Source organism: Methylophaga sp. UBA3613 (assembly GCF_002375415.1).
GTDB lineage: Bacteria > Pseudomonadota > Gammaproteobacteria > Nitrosococcales > Methylophagaceae > Methylophaga.
The window spans coordinates 21,041-38,126 of sequence record NZ_DFLS01000013.1 but is presented as its reverse complement, the minus strand read 5'-3'; the positions used below and the strand labels follow the sequence as shown (position 1 = coordinate 38,126).

16 protein-coding genes are annotated in these 17,086 nt (G+C 45.8%); 3 read left to right on the top strand and 13 right to left on the bottom strand.

Features of this window, described 5'->3' with window-relative positions:
- Positions 1 to 84: 84 nt before the first annotated feature.
- The 12 genes from B3S93_RS14460 to B3S93_RS14405 all read right to left on the bottom strand — a co-directional run bounded on the left by B3S93_RS14460 (position 85) and on the right by B3S93_RS14405 (position 12,603).
- Positions 85 to 1,560: a M48 family metalloprotease gene (locus B3S93_RS14460; RefSeq protein ID WP_292749177.1), complete on the bottom strand. Its 1,476-nt coding sequence runs from the start codon at positions 1,558 to 1,560 to the stop codon at positions 85 to 87.
- A 27-nt stretch (positions 1,561 to 1,587) separates the two neighbouring features.
- The gene (gene rpmE, locus B3S93_RS14455; protein ID WP_014705308.1) at positions 1,588 to 1,788 is read right to left on the bottom strand and encodes a 50S ribosomal protein L31; all 201 of its coding nucleotides are present in this window, start codon (positions 1,786 to 1,788) and stop codon (positions 1,588 to 1,590) included.
- A gap of 123 nt (positions 1,789 to 1,911) precedes the next feature.
- Entirely contained in the window at positions 1,912 to 2,487 is a 576-nt protein-coding gene (locus B3S93_RS14450) for a class I SAM-dependent methyltransferase (RefSeq protein WP_292402891.1), read from the bottom strand.
- Positions 2,487 to 3,938 (bottom strand): TrkH family potassium uptake protein, encoded by a 1,452-nt coding sequence (locus tag B3S93_RS14445; protein ID WP_292358255.1) that lies wholly within the window; start codon positions 3,936 to 3,938, stop codon positions 2,487 to 2,489. Before B3S93_RS14445 ends, B3S93_RS14450 begins: the two co-directional genes overlap by 1 nt.
- A 6-nt stretch (positions 3,939 to 3,944) precedes the next feature.
- A complete protein-coding gene (gene lnt, locus B3S93_RS14440) occupies positions 3,945 to 5,456 on the bottom strand; it encodes an apolipoprotein N-acyltransferase (protein ID WP_292402888.1) in 1,512 nt (503 codons plus the stop codon).
- On the bottom strand, positions 5,456 to 6,325 hold the full coding sequence (locus tag B3S93_RS14435) for an HlyC/CorC family transporter (RefSeq protein ID WP_292358259.1): 870 nt from the start codon (positions 6,323 to 6,325) through the stop codon (positions 5,456 to 5,458). Before B3S93_RS14435 ends, lnt begins: the two co-directional genes overlap by 1 nt.
- Positions 6,322 to 6,786: an rRNA maturation RNase YbeY gene (gene ybeY / locus B3S93_RS14430; RefSeq protein ID WP_292402884.1), complete on the bottom strand. Its 465-nt coding sequence runs from the start codon at positions 6,784 to 6,786 to the stop codon at positions 6,322 to 6,324. Before ybeY ends, B3S93_RS14435 begins: the two co-directional genes overlap by 4 nt.
- Positions 6,783 to 7,757 carry a PhoH family protein gene (locus tag B3S93_RS14425; RefSeq protein WP_292402880.1) on the bottom strand — a complete coding sequence of 325 codons (975 nt, stop codon included), beginning with the start codon at positions 7,755 to 7,757 and terminating at the stop codon, positions 6,783 to 6,785. The genes ybeY and B3S93_RS14425 overlap by 4 nt, the downstream gene beginning before the upstream one ends.
- A gap of 21 nt (positions 7,758 to 7,778) precedes the next feature.
- Positions 7,779 to 9,119, bottom strand: a complete 1,341-nt coding sequence (gene miaB, locus B3S93_RS14420; protein ID WP_292358264.1) for a tRNA (N6-isopentenyl adenosine(37)-C2)-methylthiotransferase MiaB — start codon at positions 9,117 to 9,119, stop codon at positions 7,779 to 7,781.
- 143 nt (positions 9,120 to 9,262) lie between these two features.
- Positions 9,263 to 10,858, bottom strand: coding sequence for a glucan biosynthesis protein G (locus B3S93_RS14415; protein ID WP_349677850.1), 1,596 nt, complete (start codon positions 10,856 to 10,858; stop codon positions 9,263 to 9,265).
- A 72-nt stretch (positions 10,859 to 10,930) separates the two neighbouring features.
- The gene (locus B3S93_RS14410) at positions 10,931 to 12,193 is read right to left on the bottom strand and encodes an acyltransferase family protein (protein ID WP_292402877.1); all 1,263 of its coding nucleotides are present in this window, start codon (positions 12,191 to 12,193) and stop codon (positions 10,931 to 10,933) included.
- A gap of 98 nt (positions 12,194 to 12,291) precedes the next feature.
- The gene (locus B3S93_RS14405) at positions 12,292 to 12,603 is read right to left on the bottom strand and encodes a hypothetical protein (RefSeq protein WP_292402874.1); all 312 of its coding nucleotides are present in this window, start codon (positions 12,601 to 12,603) and stop codon (positions 12,292 to 12,294) included.
- Between the two features lie 215 nt (positions 12,604 to 12,818).
- Here B3S93_RS14405 and B3S93_RS14400 point away from each other — a divergent pair, with 215 nt between their 5' ends.
- The 3 genes from B3S93_RS14400 (at position 12,819) to ycaO (ending at position 15,368) form a co-directional block, all read left to right on the top strand.
- A complete protein-coding gene (locus B3S93_RS14400; RefSeq protein WP_292402871.1) occupies positions 12,819 to 13,253 on the top strand; it encodes a GlcG/HbpS family heme-binding protein in 435 nt (144 codons plus the stop codon).
- A 29-nt stretch (positions 13,254 to 13,282) separates the two neighbouring features.
- Entirely contained in the window at positions 13,283 to 13,486 is a 204-nt protein-coding gene (locus B3S93_RS14395; RefSeq protein ID WP_292402866.1) for a DUF3185 family protein, read from the top strand.
- Positions 13,487 to 13,625: 139 nt separating this feature from the next.
- Positions 13,626 to 15,368, top strand: a complete 1,743-nt coding sequence (gene ycaO, locus B3S93_RS14390) for a 30S ribosomal protein S12 methylthiotransferase accessory factor YcaO (RefSeq protein WP_292402863.1) — start codon at positions 13,626 to 13,628, stop codon at positions 15,366 to 15,368.
- 52 nt (positions 15,369 to 15,420) lie between these two features.
- Here ycaO and B3S93_RS14385 read toward each other — a convergent pair whose 3' ends face one another.
- Positions 15,421 to 16,995 carry a cation:proton antiporter family protein gene (locus B3S93_RS14385; RefSeq protein WP_292402860.1) on the bottom strand — a complete coding sequence of 525 codons (1,575 nt, stop codon included), beginning with the start codon at positions 16,993 to 16,995 and terminating at the stop codon, positions 15,421 to 15,423.
- Between the last annotated feature and the right edge of the window lie 91 nt (positions 16,996 to 17,086).

Genomic DNA, 17,086 nt, shown 5'->3' with positions numbered 1-17,086 from the left:
CTATTTAGGATAGGTGGTTCAAATTGCAATTGAGGAGGTACTTAATTGGATGCTGAACGTCAATCAGCGCACTGCAATTCTCAGTTAACGAACACGCTTGGCCAATTGTCCTGGCTTCAGTTCACCATTTGGATAATCGCCGTTCAATAGCCGCAATTGCTGTATCGGACTATTACTGATTCGTGTTTTGGCTGCCCAGCTGGAATAACTATCGTTACTATCGACTTTGACCACATCGATACGCTGTGCTTCAGCGAATTGCTGTTCATCCTGACGCATAGCATGGAAGCTCATCACCGTCTCACGAAACGCCGGATCAAATTTATTGAAATCTCCTGACGATTTGGTGGTCGCAATAAAAATAAACGCTTGCTCTCGTAAGTATATGACCGCCACTCGAACAGGCTTGCCCTCAGCTACGGTCAAACCAGTATAACCCTGTAAGCCATTAGTGGAGAGCGGCTCCCCATTTTTCAAATCTTTAATATTCAACCTGTCCCGAATAAACTCAGCGGGGGTCTGTTTACGATTAAGATCGGAAGCTCCCATCTCAATAATAGCGGCCCCTTGCGGCGCGGTTGCACGAAGACTGGAAGGGTTGTTCTGAATATGCCAATTCTGCGGAAAACTCAATGCAAACTGCATTTCACTATGGTAGAAATTTCGACCAGAGCGAATACCCTGAGATTCACTGTCTCCAAACACCATGCCATCGATACGCTGTAGATAGCGCTCAGTACCTTCATCTTCTCGAACAGTGGTTTTGTATTTATCAGCCGCTTTAACAACTTCCTGCAGCCGAGTGTCATTATCTGGGTGAGAAGCAAACAGACCGTGGTAACCCTGATAATCCTGGCCTTGTTTTTTAGCCTCGGCTTCGGCAAAAGTTGCCTGATCTTTTAATACACCAATAACTTCTATCATGGCCTCTGAAGGATAGCCAGAACGGGCCAGGTATTCGGCACCAAGCCTGTCAGACTCTAATTCGTGTTCGCGACCATAACCACTAAGTAAAGCACCACCAAACACATTAAACAGATCCTGGGCACCTGCCGTGCGTAACCCCGGAAGCAGTATTGCTCCCAGTGTGTATCCTAAACTTGCTGCCTGGGCTGCACTTTGCTGGCGCACGCCATGGCGAGCAGTTACATGACCAATCTCATGCCCGAGAACGGCTGCAAGCTCAGCTTCGGAGTTCAGATAGGCCATCATTCCCCGAGTGATATAGATATACCCACCAGGTAATGCAAACGCATTGATAACCGGTGAATCTAAAACAGTAAAGCGATAAACCAAATCATCCCGATGACTGACTGCAGCGAGTCTTTGTCCGACATCCTGAACATATCTCTGCAACGCTTCATCTTCATAACGACCATATTGTTCAATGATCTGAGGATGGTAGGTGCGGCCCATCTCAAGCTCTTTATTTTCGCTGATCATCACAAAATCCTGGCCACCTGTCACGGGATTTTGCGCACAGCCGGATAAAAGGCCCAGAAATAACAAAGCCCCTGTCAATCGACAGAGGCTTTTGTATGTAATGTTGATGATGTTCATTAGTATCTTCGGCTTAAGCCCGCAAGATTATTTTCCGTATTTTTGACGGAATTTATCAACACGGCCAGCACTATCCAGCATTTTCTGTTTGCCGGTGTAGAACGGATGACATTCTGAGCATACATCCAGCGTCAGGTCATTGCCGCGTGTTGAACGGGTTTTGAAACTGTTACCACAGCTACAGGTAACATTGATTTCGCTATAATCTGGATGGATATCCGCTTTCATATCTGTTCTCGCCAATAATGATGTTTGCCCGACAAACACGATTTTTATGTTTGCCCTTTCTGAACCGCGTAATTCTACTGATCCGGCGACTTTTCAGCAAGTCCTATTAAGTATTTATTTTTATTATGACTTTTGCCCCACCAGCATCGCCATGTTTCGCCACCCCATGGAAGTATCTCCAAGTGTCGACTCTTCTCGATAAACTCTCAATTTCAGACTCGTAAATAAATTTAATAGTTCATTATCTGCCAGTAAAAATTCGGGATTCTGCGGACCGGAACCATCTACCTTATCGCGACAGAAGGTTTGATAAAAAAGTAAGCCGCCGGGCTTTAACGCATTGATAAGTTTCGGGCAAAGTTTGCGATCCAGAAACTGACTGACGACAATGACATCAAAGCTCGAATTGTCAGGCGCTGCCACACTCACATCCCGCTGCTCAGTAATAACCTGTAACTGTCGCTGTTGAATCTCTGCGTTCAGTTTCGCCAAAGCTTCAGAACTGATATCCCATGCGTGAGTCTGTAACCCCAGACTGGCCATCAACAAGGCATTGGCACCTAAACCACATGCCAAATCCAGCGCTATTCCCTGCTCAGGCAGTAAATGCTGATTTTGAGTAAGCACCAGAGCAGGCTCAGGATAAACAGCAATCTCTGTTCGATAGCGCTGATCCCATTTTTGCTGACTATCAGACATTATCGACGCCAGAATGCCGGGGTTAACACGACTAACAAGGTGAAGATTTCAAGACGACCTAATAACATGGCAACGCATAATATCCACTTTGATGGGGCATTAATCTGTCCAAAATTTGCCCCGACATCCCCCAGTCCCGGCCCAAGATTATTCAAACAAGCGGTTACAGCAGAAAACGACGTCACCACATCAAGGCCAGTGGCCATCAATAAAAGATGCATGATACTGAAACAGAAAACATACAAGGCAAAGAAGCCCCAGACCGCACCAACAACTTTGGGGGGTAGCGCTTTACCGTTCACTTTAATGGCAAATACAGCGTTAGGATGAATCAACCTTAACACTTCACGATATCCCTGTTTAAACAGCAGCATCGCGCGAATCACCTTAATACCGCCACCTGTGGAAAAAGCACAGCCACCGATATAGCTGGTCATCAATAATAAAATTGGCAGAAAACCTGGCCACAAATAATAATCGGTAGTGGTAAAACCAGTGGTGGTACCGATGGAAACCGCTTGGAAAATACCATGATGAGCAGCGGTCCAACCATCATCAAAGGTGCCGGTGAAATACAGATAAGTTGCCGTTATAAGCGAGATAACGAACATGATGCTTAAAAATACTTTTAACTCTGAGTCTCGCAGATAATGCATCAGAGTGCGATGGCGCCAGGCGAGAAAATGTAATGAAAAATTCATCGCTGAAACCAGCATGAAAGCCACCGCGATCATTTCAATCGTCGCGCTGTTAAAAAAACCCATGCTGGCATCGTGGGTGGAAAACCCGCCTATGGCGACGGTAGAAAAACTATGGCCAATGGCATCAAACCATGACATACCTGCCCAGTAATAGGCGATGGCACAAGCGATCGTCAGGCTCAAATAGATATACCAAAGTGCTTTTGCGGTTTCGGTAATACGTGGAGTTAATTTGGCGTCTTTCATCGGACCAGGTGTTTCTGCACGATACAGCTGCATGCCACCGACGCCTAATAATGGCAGGATAGCAACGGCCAAGACCACGATCCCCATCCCCCCCAACCACTGCAGAAACTGACGATAAAACAATACGGCTTCTGGCAGCGTATCCAGACCAACCAGAACCGTCGCCCCGGTGGTGGTTAAACCCGACATGGACTCAAACACCGCATCGGTAATACTCATCGCGGGTGATTCGGTCAGATAAAACGGTAATGCCCCGGAAAAACCCAAAGCAATCCAGAACATTACCACCACGATAAATCCATCGCGGATCTTCAACTCTTTACGGTGTTTTCTCGCAGGTAACCATAACAACAAACCAGTACTGACCAGAATCACGAACGCTGTCAGAAAGGCGGTAGCAGCGCCGTCGTTAAACCACCATGAAACCAGCACAGGTGGCAGCATAGTGATACTGAACAGGCTCAGTAAAATGCCCAGAATGCGCTGGATAGTCATTAATTGCATGGAAGATTAAGACTCTTTACGCCGATAAAAATACTGATAATACGCCCACAAAGTCAGCATCAGCAAAGTTAAAATCCATAATGGCCATTGCCCGAAACGCACGTAGGGAGTGACTCCCTCTCTGGGTTGAATGTCACCTTTCAGTACAGCTAATTCAAATTGAGGACTCTGTTGCTGAATAACGCCCTTATAATCAATAAACGCTGAAATCCCGTTAGTTGTGACCCGCAAAATCGGCCGCCCGGTCTCCAAGCCCCGGCTTCGTGAGATTTGTAAATGCTGGTGCGGTGCGAAAGAATCACCATACCAGGCATTATTGGTGGCGTTAATCAACATGGTTGCCGCCGGTACAGTTTCACGAACTTCAGATGAAAAGGCATCTTCATAGCAGATAGACACCCCGACTGGATGGCCTGCCAACATCATTTGCGGTTGCTCGGAACCGCCCGGTACAAACGCTGACATCGGTAAATCAAAGAATTTGATCAATCCACGCAGGGTTTCAAAAGGAACGTAATCACCAAATGGAACCAAGTGACGCTTGTGATAAAACACCGGTGTTTCGGTCAGACTGACCATACTGTTGTAATAATCTTCACCATTTTCATCCAACACCGGCAGCCCGAGAATAATATCGGTATTCTGCGAACGTGCTTCGCGACCTAATGGTTCGAGATAACCTTCATCTATTTGGTGATAAAACGCTGTTGCTGCATTTTCAGGCCAGACAATTACCTCTGCATCCCAATTCTCTCGACTCAGATCAGCATATAACTGCAATGTATTACGTAACTGCTGGGGATCCCATTTAATGTCCTGCGGCACATTGCCTTGAATCAAGGCTGCTTTAACCGGTTCACCAATGGGTTTGGTCCATTCAACCGATTGCAGGGAAAAAGCGCTGCCCCAAATCACTGCGGGCAAAATGAGAAATATCCATTTACGCTGGTAAATCACTATTGCCAGACTACCGGCGGTCAATGCCACCAGCCAGGAGGCACCGTGAACACTGATTAACGGAATAAAACCGGCAAGTGGGCCTTCAATTTGTCCGGTACCCACTTCCAGCCAGGGAAATCCTGTCAGAAACCAGGCTTTAAACCACTCAAACAAAAGCCAGCTGCTGGGCAGTAATATCAGGAAATCTTTACTGGATAATGCTGGACCGGTCAGGCGTTTTAACCCCCACCCTAATATGCCGATCATGAAACCCAGAGCAACCACAAACAATGCAGTCAGCAAACCTGCAAGCAGTATGCTGGCCTGTCCAAAAACATGGATAGCCACAAAAACCCAGGAAACACCTACACCGAACATACCGGTACCAAACAGCGTGCCTCGCCACAACGCCTGACGAGGACTGACTCCTTGCCAACTGAGAAACAGCGCGAGCAGGCTCAACACCGCCAATGGGTAATAGTGAAAAGGGGCTAGACTCAATGGCAGGATGGCACCGGCCAATAATGCTGCCCAACTGCCAAATGCGCCTTGCCAAGCCATCTGCCTGGAAGTTGTCATTATTCTGTTTCGCTTTCGCTTTCAGTTTCTTCGGGTAACTTCACCATCCGTAACAAATGAACTCGACGTTTATCTGCACGTAACACGGTGAATTCCAGTGCACCAATTGTGACTTGCTCTCCCCGGCCGGGCAGATGACCAAATTGATTCACTACATGGCCGCCAACCGTATCAAAATCATCGTCACTCCACTCGGTTTCAAAATACTCGTTAAAGTCTTCTACCGGGGTCAATGCTTTGACAGTGAAGGTATTGTCATCACGTTGCAGAATCGGCGCATCATCATCCACATCATGCTCGTCTTCAATTTCACCAACAATTTGTTCAAGCACATTTTCGATGGTGATCATGCCGGCAACACCGCCATACTCATCTACAACGATTGCCATATGATTACGACGGGCACGAAATTCACGCAGCAGAACATTTAAACGCTTACTTTCGGGGATAAACACCGCTGGACGTAACAATTCACGCAGATCAAAATTAAACTCACCAGAGCTGACCACTGCCGCCAGCAAATCCTTGGCGAGCAGAATCCCGATAACATCATCACGATCATCATCAATCACTGGAAACCGTGAATGCGATGTTTCCGTGACCAGCTTAAGTGTTTCTTCCGGTGGCGCATCTCGAGAAACCATCACCACCTGTGAACGCGGAATCATAATGTCGCGAGCTTGCATCTGTGAGACGCTCAAAGCGCCCTCGACAATCGACAAAGCTTCGGCATCAAGAATATGCCGTTCAGAAGCATTGCGTAGTAATTCAATCAACTGTTCCTGGTCTTTAGGTTCCAGGAACAGATTACTTAATTTTCGCACCCAGGAAACTGGACTGTCTGAGCGACTCGGTCGTCCCTCACTCATGATGTAACCCTCTGCTCTGTATAAGGATTGTTAATATCAAGCTTGTGTAAAATTTTAATTTCCAACGATTCCATTAATTCTGCCTCATCGTCTTCAATATGATCATAGCCAAGTAAATGCAAACAGCCATGCACAATTAAATGTGCCCAATGATCATTTATGGTTTTCTCTTGCTCGGCAGCTTCACGCTCTACTACCGGAACACACAGCACCAGATCACCTAACAACATAGGTTCTAGCGGCACAGGTGACTCAAAGGGAAATGATAAAACATTGGTCGGATAGTTTTTGCCGCGATAATCATTATTCAATTCGGCACTTTCGGTTTCATCGACCAGGCGAATGCTTAATTCACAGTCTTCGTTGACTTCCGCCAGCGCAGCACTGGCCCAGAGTTGAAATTGTTGTTCAGATGGCACATCTGCATCAGTTGCCTGCTGCAAATCGATAATGACGTTCACGACTTTGTTTCAGCCTTTTCGTAAGCCAGAATAACTTTCTGCACCAAGGAATGACGCACCACGTCTTTTGCCTGGAAAAAAGTAAAGCCAATGCCTTCAATATCTTTTAAGACTTCTATGGCATGACGGAGACCTGAACGGGTGGAACCCGGCAAATCCACCTGGGTAATATCGCCGGTGATCACCGCTGTCGAGTTATATCCCAGACGGGTCAGAAACATTTTCATCTGCTCAACCGTGGTGTTTTGTGCTTCATCCAGAATAATAAACGATTCATTCAAAGTACGGCCACGCATATATGCCAGTGGGGCTACTTCGATCACATTGCGTTCAATCAGTTTGGCAACACGTTCAAAACCCAGCATTTCATAGAGCGCATCAAATAAAGGCCGTAAATACGGATCCACTTTCTGGGCCAGATCACCTGGCAGGAAACCAAGTCTTTCACCGGCTTCAACCGCCGGTCTGACCAGTACAATACGTCTGGCAAAGTCGCGTTCCAGCGCTTCTACCGCACAGGCAACCGCCAGATAGGTTTTACCGGTACCGGCAGGTCCAACACCAAAGTTGATGTCATGGGTCATTACACGGCGCAAATAGGCTTGTTGATTTTCACCCCGCGCCTTAATCAGGCCGCGTTTGGTTTTGATGGAAACTTCTTTTTCTTCTTCAAACCCGGTGGTTTCAGTACCACCCGATTCACGAATCGCCAGATGTACCTGTTCCGGTTCCAGAACAGATTGGGCGGTGTCAGCATACAAGGCATGTATCACATCCTGTACTTCAGCCAGAATATCCGGCTTACCGATGATCTGGAACTTGCCACCACGGTTATTGATTTCCACACCGAATCCACGTTCCATCATCCGGATATGTTCATCCAGATGACCACATAGGTTGGCTAGGCGGGGATTATCCGCAGGACTTAATTCAAAGCTTATCGTGTCAACTGTAACAGCTGGAGTGACCACAAATTAGATTCCAAAAAGGAGTTAGAGGATAACGCTATCAGCAAGAAGTTCTCCTCGCAAGGAGTTGGTGTGTGCCTCTGTGACACGCACATCGACAAACTTGCCCACCAGCGCAATATCACCGGGGAAATTGACGACCCGATTATTTTCAGTTCTGCCGGCGATTTCACCGGCATCGCGATGTGCAGCACGCTCTACCAAGACACGTTGCACCGTACCAAGCATCGATTCACTCACAGCATTTTCAAGCTCACGTAAACGATCCTGCATAATTTGCAGACGCTGTTTTTTCTCTTCATCAGAAACTGAATCATTAAACATCGCTGCTGGTGTACCAGGACGCGCGCTGTATATAAAGCTAAAAGAGTGATCAAAACCTATCTGATTAATCAACGCCATCGTCGCGTTGAAATCTTCTTCGGTTTCATTAGGAAATCCGACAATAAAATCGCTCGACATACTCAGATTCGGACGGATTTTTTTGACCCGTTCAATTTTTTCAATATATTGCGCAACAGTATGGCCGCGTTTCATCATCGCCAGAATTCGATCTGAGCCGGACTGCACCGGTAAATGCAGGTGGTTGACCAATTCCGGAATTTCGGCAAACGCTTCGATCAATGAATCGGAAAATTCCACCGGATGCGAGGTAGTAAAGCGAATTCGCTCAATACCTTCAATTGCTGCGACATAGTGAATCAATAACGCCAGATCAGCGGTTTCATCATCTTCAATAATACCGCGATAGGCATTAACGTTTTGTCCTAACAGATTGACTTCACGCACGCCCTGGGCGGCCAGTTGTCGAATCTCTCGTAACACAGCACCCACTGGACGACTGACTTCTTCACCCCGGGTATACGGCACAACACAGAATGTGCAGTACTTGCTGCAACCTTCCATGATGGAAACAAATGCTGTTGGGCCATCGGCTTTTGGCGCAGGCAAATTATCGAACTTTTCGATTTCCGGAAACGAAATATCAATTTCCGGTTTATTATTTTTTCTGACATCGTCCAACATGGTGGGCAGTCGATGCAGAGTTTGTGGTCCAAAAATCAGATCGACATAAGGCGCACGTTTACGAATCGCCTCACCTTCCTGACTGGCCACACAACCGCCAACCCCAATCACCAGATGTGGTTTTTTATCTTTCCAGCGCTTCCAGCGACCCAGTTGATGAAAAACCTTTTCCTGAGCTTTTTCACGAATCGAACAGGTATTAAGCAACAACACATCGGCATCTTCAGCGATATCGGTTGTTTCCAATTGATGTGACGCAGCAAGCACCTCGGCCATCTTGTTCGAGTCGTACTCGTTCATCTGGCAGCCAAAGGTTCTGATAAAAAGTTTTCCGGCCATAAAATCAGTCAGTGATAAAGGGCGCACAGCATACGCTTTTTACGCCTTAGAGTACAGACAAGTGATTGTTTTTGTTAGCGCAAAATTAGTCACCGTAAAACAAATCACTTGTCTATGCTGGGCTGAGCCTTCTAGTAATTTTTTCAGCGGGTTACAGCATAGCCAACAGGAATCTGATAGCTCCATGTTTCGGATAAGGGTTGCTGATGTTCATCGACCAGCGCGGCACGCATTTCTACCACTTTATTTGGATCATGAATCTGCGTACGCATCATTAAACGCCAGCCTTTGGTGGCTGGGTTATAACGTAAGTGGCTGCTTAAAATTTCGGCATGCTCACTGATACTGATTTGTGTTGCTGGTACTTGATGTTCACCCCGCTCTGTCAATACCGGTCCTTCAAAATCCACTTGCAATAATATGGTTTCATCCAAATCACGAATCAGATTGGCTTGTTTGTCTTCACCTGCAGAACGTAATGTTTGTGACACCCAGGCAATATTGGGGTCTGCCAATGACGGCTCATCCAGCGTCCAATGGATCCGATAAGACATTTCTAGCGGCTCCCCCAGCGGCGGAAGATTATCCGGAATCCAGAAAGTCCCGATATTGTCATTAGTCTCATCTGCTGTGCGATATTCAATCAATTTGATGCGACCTTTACCCCAGGCACTTTTGGTTTCAATCCAGGCACTTGGTCGTAAATGGTATAAATCATCCAATTCCTGAAAGCGCGAAAACTCACGGCCGCGCTGCAACAAACCAAAGCCTTTCGGGTTTTCGACCTGCCAAGTACTCACAGACACCCCATCCGGGTTATTCAGCGGACGCCAAATCCTTTCCCCGTTTCCAGCATGAATGGCTAACCCGTTCGAATCATGAATTTGTGGGCGGAAATTATGCTGGCTCGGTGGTTGTCGGCCATCATATAAAAACATACTGGTAAGTGTCGCTAGACCTAGCTCATGAACGTCTTTACGCAAATACACTTTTGCTTCAACATCCAGCACGGTATCGGTGCCTGGTTGTAAATCAAAACGATAAGCTCCCGTCGCGCTAGGCGAATCCAGCAATGCATAAATCACCAGATTCTCTTCACCGGGTTGGGGACGCTGAATCCAGAATTCACGAAATTCTGGAAACTCTTCTGTAATATCATCAGCAACCGCAGTATCAATATTCATCCCTCGCCCCGAGAGCCCATAAACCTGATCCTCACCAATAACCCTGAAATAACTCGCGCCCAACACACTCATGATTTCATCGTATTTATCCGCTTTATTGATGGGATATAAAACACGAAAACCGGCATACCCCAGACTCGCCGTGGTGACTTTTTCAAAAGTTAAATCACCAAAAGAGAAATTTTCCGGATCGTAGTTAATTTCCGTCATGCCATTAGGCAGGATCTCATTAATCTTTACCGGCACTTTAAAGTGCATTCCTTGATGATAAAACGCCAGTCGGAATGGCGTTTGCTGTTCGTTCCAATGAAATTGCTCTACTCTTGGCTGGATTTTCATGTAATCGGCAAACTGCATCTGACTGAACTCTGCGGGCAGATTGCTTTGTGGTTTGACATAGTCCTGTTTGACCAGTGCCTGAGCTTTTTCAGCGACATCGTCGAGTGAAAAGGCATAAAGACTGCTTGAGATCATCAACAAGCTGATGGCAACAAACCGACTGAAAAATGTGGATGAACGTCCTGAGCGATTTGTTAGGGTCTGTTGATCTTTCATAACTGCCTCTGTTGTGACTGAAAATGAATTTTGCTTATATATAGAATCAGGCCGCCATTGGCACATAAAAAATCAGGATTGCTTGATTGCCTTAAATGGCAACCGTTTTAATATCCACTTACGGGTAGGCACCACCGCGTGCTCCATTGACCAGATACACAAGATAACGGTCAGCAGCAGGAACAATGGATAAAACCAAATCGATAAGCTTTGTTCGCTTGCCTGAACCGCGCAGCTATTCCAGTTCTGCAAGCACTCAATCGATACTACATTAAGTATTTTTTCTGATCGGGAAAATAATACAAAGGCAGGCACATGCAATACAAACAATGGCAATGATGCTGCACCCAGCCGACGTGACCAGTTGTTAAACCATTCATTGCGTGGCGTTCCTGCTAAAGCGCACAGATAAATCAGCATCAGCTGTGCCGGCAATAACAAACCGTTATGCAGAAGGAAATACCAGTAACGTTCGCCTCTAAGCAGCCATATCGCGCCGAGAAAACACAGCATGACAAACAACCCCATCAGGATTCGCATCATGAATTGTGGATCACGCCCACTATCTCGCAGCTGACGAAACAAGGCATAGCAGAGAATGCCAGCAAAAAACTCTGGAATACGAATAATCGGCATGCGATGCAACATGCCAGTAAATGGCATACCGTAATCGCCATTCCAAATAACCAATAGAGGTGGAATAAGGTAAATCAGCATCAATGCTGAAAGCCACAGAATTTTATGTTTTACCCGCATCAGATACGGCGCAGCAAAAGGAAAGGTCAGATAAAAGAAAAACAACGTCGAAATTGACCATAATGGCGCGTTAAACGTCAGATAGAAAGGGTTCCAGGCCTGCAACATGAATATCTGCAATAACGAATTAATTAGTAACTCACTATTACTCATGTAATGTTCAATTGATGCCCGCCCTGCTTCACCCAAATCCACATTTGTGTCATACACCACAAACCTTACTGTGGCTTTCACATCATCTGGAGGAAGGCCCAGATAATTGATAATGCTCAGTACCGAAAACGTGAGCAGCAATGAAAAAACATGTAGCGGATATAAGTTAGAAAAGCGCTTTGACCAAAAGCTGGTCGCTGCTTCGCGGAGTTCACCGTTTCGGCAATAAACATGCGCTAAAAGAAATCCGGACAATACAAAAAAACTGCTGGTGGCAAAAAAACCCACACCAACCATATCCATCAACCAGGGGGCTTTTTCTTTGAGTTTATAAGTATGTAACGTGTGAAAAACAACGATATATAAACCGAGCAAAAACCGCAGCCATTCCAGCCCAATAAAATGTTCCTTACCGCGTTGTTCCACTCTGATTCCCTGAACTAATAAATTGCGCTAAATATTACAGGCTGTCATACAAAACTGTTTAACCAATTCGTTATACCAGGTGTTCCTTTAAATTGGCTTTAATCTGCACTGCGATATCTTCGCCGGTAATTCCAGGCTTTCTCGCATTCTGGCAAATCGTAAAATAAAACTGGAGCTTCTCCCCCGGCATTGCCGTAATCACTATAAAACCGGTCACAATATTGCTGGCTGCGATCCCATTCAGCAACACATTGGTCAGCATATTTTTCCCGGATAGGCGTTAACTTCTCCAGCCTTGCTGTTTCACAGGCCTCATCAAGTTGCTGTTGGGTCAACTGGCTGTCTTCAGCAAATACCTGACTTGTAAATGCACTCATCATTAGCGTCAATAGTATTGAAAAGTGTTTCATACGCTTATCCTTCGCTCAAAGGCTATGAATGGTTTTGACTTATGTTATTGCGTTTATATCGAGTCCGCTTACAGTGGAAAGGCATCTATTAAAATTTAAGGTTTCAATATAAATCTTAATCCCTGTCTGGGTCCTATTTTCTCTATGAAATAGTGTTGGTGAAAAAATACTTTTTCAACAGTTTCTGATCCAGCAACTCAATTAAGGAGATAACCATGCACGTTACTTCAGAAGCGGCTAAAAAAGCGATTGATGGCGCCCTCAAAAAAGCTGAATCAACTGACACCCGTATGTGTATTGCTGTAGTTGACTCCGGTGGCGCGTTGAAAGCATTCTATCGTATGGATGATGCCTGGGTTGGCAGTATTGATATTGCTATCAAAAAAGCCCGGACTGCAGTGTATTTTGGTATGCCCAGTGGTGAAATCGGTCAATTATCTCAACCGGGTCAGCCTTTATATGGCATCGAACATTCAAATGATGGCATGATTACCTTTCCCGGCGGTGTGCCAATCGTTGATGACGAAGGATTTATGTCGGGTGCGATTGGAGTAAGCGGTAGCTCGGTTGAAAATGATGACCTGGTTGCACGTGCAGGCGTTGAAACAATCGGCGTTTGCGATTTACCAGAACACCCATGGAGAACTTAAAAAAATAAATAATTAACAGGAGAGAGAACATGGGAAGTCAAAAGCTTTTAGGCATAATTTTAGTAGTTATCGGCATTATCTTGTTGGTATTTGGTTTTAATGCTTCTCAGTCATTAGGCGATCAAGTGACCGAAACATTCACCGGTCGTTTTACTGATGAAACCATGTGGTACATCATCGGTGGCGCGGTTGCGGTAGTCGTCGGTGGCTTTTTGGCTCTGGGTCGCAAATAAATCGATTCGTCTTATACGTTTGACCTCCAGACAACTAGTCAGAATCTAAATGTGTCGAACTGTTAAGATGTGATTCTAAATCGGCTAATTGAAAGAGCCCCCGTTATTGGGGGCTTTTTTATCCAAGTGAGAATCCACCATGACTGAGCAAACATTTATCAAAGGCAAAGACAGCGATCTGGAAACCAGTATCGCCACCATGCAGGCCAAACTAAAGTCGTTTGGTTTTGATATCGAAGAAGCATCCTGGCTTAACCCGGTCAGCAATGTTTATTCAGTCCATATCCGTGATAAAACCTGTCCTTTGATGTTTACCAATGGCAAAGGCAGCAGCGAAAAATCCTGCCTTGCCAGTGCGTTGGGTGAATATTTCGAACGGCTCAGCTGCAATTATTTCTTTGCCGACTTCTATCTGGGCGAACATCATAGCAATAGTGAATTTGTGCATTATCCCAACGAACGCTGGTTTGATATGGATGGTGATGAAATGCCTGAGGGCTTGATGGATGAAAGCCTGTGGAAATATTTTGATCCGGAAAATGAACTGACGCCAGATATGTTGTTTGACACCAATTCCGGCGATGGCGAACGCGGTATCTGTGCAGTGCCTTATCAGCGCCTTGGTGATGGCGAAGTTCGTTATATTCCAGTCAACCTTATCGGCAATATTTACGTCAGCAATGGTATGTCGGCCGGTAATACCCAGAATGAAGCCCGTGTTCAAGGCTTATCCGAAGTCTTTGAACGCTATGTGAAAAACAAAATTATTGCTGAAGGTATCTGTCTGCCCGAAGTACCGGATGAAGTATTAAACCGTTATCCAAAAATCCAACAGGCATTACAGGAACTGCGTGATCATGGCTATCACTTAAAAGTGGCCGATGCCTCTCTGGACGGTCAATTTCCGGTAATGTCCGTCACACTGATTAATCCTAAAGACGGGTCAGTATTTGCCTCGTTTGGGGCACATCCAAGTTTTGAAGTGGCGCTGGAACGGACTGTCACAGAGCTATTACAGGGACGCGGTCTGGATCAGCTGGATGTTTTCCACCCACCAACATTTGATCTCGATGAAGTCGCTTCCCCCGCCAATCTGGAAATGCACTTTATCGATTCCAGCGGTTATATCTCTAACGACTTTTTCCGTGAAACACCGGACTATGATTTCTTCGACTGGGATTATGATGATGCCACCGCTGATGAATTCAAATTCCTGACCGATAAAATCCATCAACTTGGATTTGATATCTACATTGCCGATTACAGTCACCTTGATGTTTACGCCTGCCGGATTCTGGTGCCGGGCATGTCGGATATTTATCCCGTTGATGAACTGGTGTGGGAAAACAATAACGAAGGCGCGTTATTCCGCGAGGATTTCCTGACTCTGAAAGATGGTGACCCGGAACAATGGCAGGATATTCTGGATCGCCTGGATGAAGGCGGTTATAACGATCAAACTCCCGTCGCACCGTTTATCGGGCTGGCCGCAGATCCCGGCACTTTATGGGCAGATATTCGTCTTGGCGAACTCAAAGCCATGCTCTATCTGGCATTGGAAGATGAAGAAGCAATTGACTGGATTGACTGGTGTCTGGCTTTGGATCAGGGCAGCGAGCAGAATATTTTATTTTACCGTTGTCTGAAAGCACTGCTGGAAATCAAATGGGATGATGAACGTGATTACGCTGAATACACCAAAGGCCTGGCATTAATGTATGGTCAGCAAAATGTCGATGATGGCATTCAAATCGTCGAAGGTGAAAAACTATTCCACAATCTGCATTGCCCCGGCCTCAGCCTGGAAGGGTTTGAACGACATAATGCGTTATTGGCAGGCTATGAAAAACTCCAGCAAGCCAAACGGTCAAATTGGAAATAGAGAAAAATCTTTAAAATGGCAGGGCTGCTTTTAAGCAGCCCACAAGTCCAAATTAGTCTTTAATCTCAATCCTCTGCATTGCCTGATCCGCCAGCGATAAACCTGCGCCTTCATAGACTTCAAATACTTCATCAGCACCGAGATTCTTCAGACGCTCAACTTCATCGGGATATTCCACAATGGCTGCAACATGGCCTTTAAAGTCACGTCCTCTCAGTTGTTTAAGCGCATACACATTACCGGCATGATGCGGCATGGCCAGTACCACCAGTTGTATCTGATCGCTCATCAGCAATTTATTCCAAAAGTCGGAGTCAACAGCATCGCCTTCCACGATCCTGAATCGCTCATTTAAACGACTGATTTTATTTTGATCATTATCAACACCGAGTACTTTTAAGCCGTATTTTTGCTGCAAACGCTGATACGCCCCACGACCGATCTTACCCATTCCCAAAATAACTACCTGAGTTGAATTCAATTCAATTGGTTTATCATGCAAATGTAACTGGTCTGTCGGCACCTCTGTTAATCGGCACTTGCTTAGCTGATATATCCGCTCGTTGTAGTTGTTCAAAATGGCTGACACTACAAAGCTCGTGGCAACAGATAAAGAAAGTATCACCATCCAATCATTGCTGAGCCAGCCCTCAGACATCGCCAATGCAGCCACAATCAGACCAAATTCCGAATAATTGGTCAGGGTGAGTGAGGTTAACACCGAGGTACGGATACGCAACCTGAACCGTGGGAACATGAGCACAAACAACAAGGTTTTCAACGGCAACAGCACTAATAACAGCAACGCCAGCCCAACATGCTCCCAACTGGGTAAAGCGGTCAGACCAATCGATAGAAAAAAGCCGACCAGAAACAACTCTTTAATATTGAATAAAGAACGCGCCAGATTGGCTGATGTTTTATGCGGTGCCAGCAAAACACCCATAATCAATGCACCCAAATCACCTTTTAAGCCCACCATTTCAAACAGCTTATAACCTACCACCAGTGCCAGCACAAAGCCGAACAATACCTGCATTTCGCCATGTCCAAGGCGATCCAGTAATTGTCTTAAAAAAGGGGCAGCCGGAATCAGTAAAAACAGACCTAAAGCCCAAACTGACGGCATCGTGCCCGTAGTGGCAGAGAGAAAAATCACTGCAAAAATATCCTGCATGATCAGAATACCAATCGCTACGCGGCCATAAAACGATTGGGTTTCACTGCGCTCTTCGAGGACTTTAACGGCAAACACCGTACTGGAAAATGACAAGGCAAAGGCCAGAATCACTATCGCTGTCCAGTCGGTAGATTGCATCAGCAAAATACCACCGAACTTGAGTAAGCCGAGGATTCCTACAAATAACAGACTTGAGAGGGTGATATGTAAGCTTGCCACTCCCCATACTTCAGATTGCAATAAGGTGCGAATATTGAGCTTAAGTCCAATGGTAAACAATAATAAGGTCACACCAAGACTGGCGATGGCCTCAAGCGTTGGTGTTAGCTCATAACCCGAATAGTTGAGTAAAAAACCGGCGGTAAGAAATCCTGCCAGTGGTGGCAGGCGTAAAATCATCGCCAGCAATCCACCTGCAAAAGCATAAATAAAATAAGCCGGTTCCACGATATGACTCCCCGTCTGCTGGCTGATTTAAAGCCAATCGTTATATCGAATAAAGGTTAATCATACCGCACAAAATATCAGGGCCTATTGA

Bases quoted from the DNA above. Each gene is read 5' to 3' on its own strand.
- B3S93_RS14400 (WP_292402871.1), top strand. From the start codon at position 12,819: ATGCACGTTACTTCAGAAGCGGCTAAAAAAGCGATTGATGGCGCCCTC.
- B3S93_RS14395 (WP_292402866.1), top strand. From the start codon at position 13,283: ATGGGAAGTCAAAAGCTTTTAGGCATAATTTTAGTAGTTATCGGCATT.
- B3S93_RS14415 (WP_349677850.1), bottom strand. From the start codon at position 10,858: ATGAAAGATCAACAGACCCTAACAAATCGCTCAGGACGTTCATCCACA.
- B3S93_RS14460 (WP_292749177.1), bottom strand. From the start codon at position 1,560: ATGAACATCATCAACATTACATACAAAAGCCTCTGTCGATTGACAGGG.
- B3S93_RS14450 (WP_292402891.1), bottom strand. From the start codon at position 2,487: ATGTCTGATAGTCAGCAAAAATGGGATCAGCGCTATCGAACAGAGATT.
- ycaO (WP_292402863.1), top strand. From the start codon at position 13,626: ATGACTGAGCAAACATTTATCAAAGGCAAAGACAGCGATCTGGAAACC.
- rpmE (WP_014705308.1), bottom strand. From the start codon at position 1,788: ATGAAAGCGGATATCCATCCAGATTATAGCGAAATCAATGTTACCTGT.
- B3S93_RS14445 (WP_292358255.1), bottom strand. From the start codon at position 3,938: ATGCAATTAATGACTATCCAGCGCATTCTGGGCATTTTACTGAGCCTG.
- B3S93_RS14435 (WP_292358259.1), bottom strand. From the start codon at position 6,325: ATGAGTGAGGGACGACCGAGTCGCTCAGACAGTCCAGTTTCCTGGGTG.
- miaB (WP_292358264.1), bottom strand. From the start codon at position 9,119: ATGGCCGGAAAACTTTTTATCAGAACCTTTGGCTGCCAGATGAACGAG.
- lnt (WP_292402888.1), bottom strand. From the start codon at position 5,456: ATGACAACTTCCAGGCAGATGGCTTGGCAAGGCGCATTTGGCAGTTGG.
- B3S93_RS14405 (WP_292402874.1), bottom strand. From the start codon at position 12,603: ATGAAACACTTTTCAATACTATTGACGCTAATGATGAGTGCATTTACA.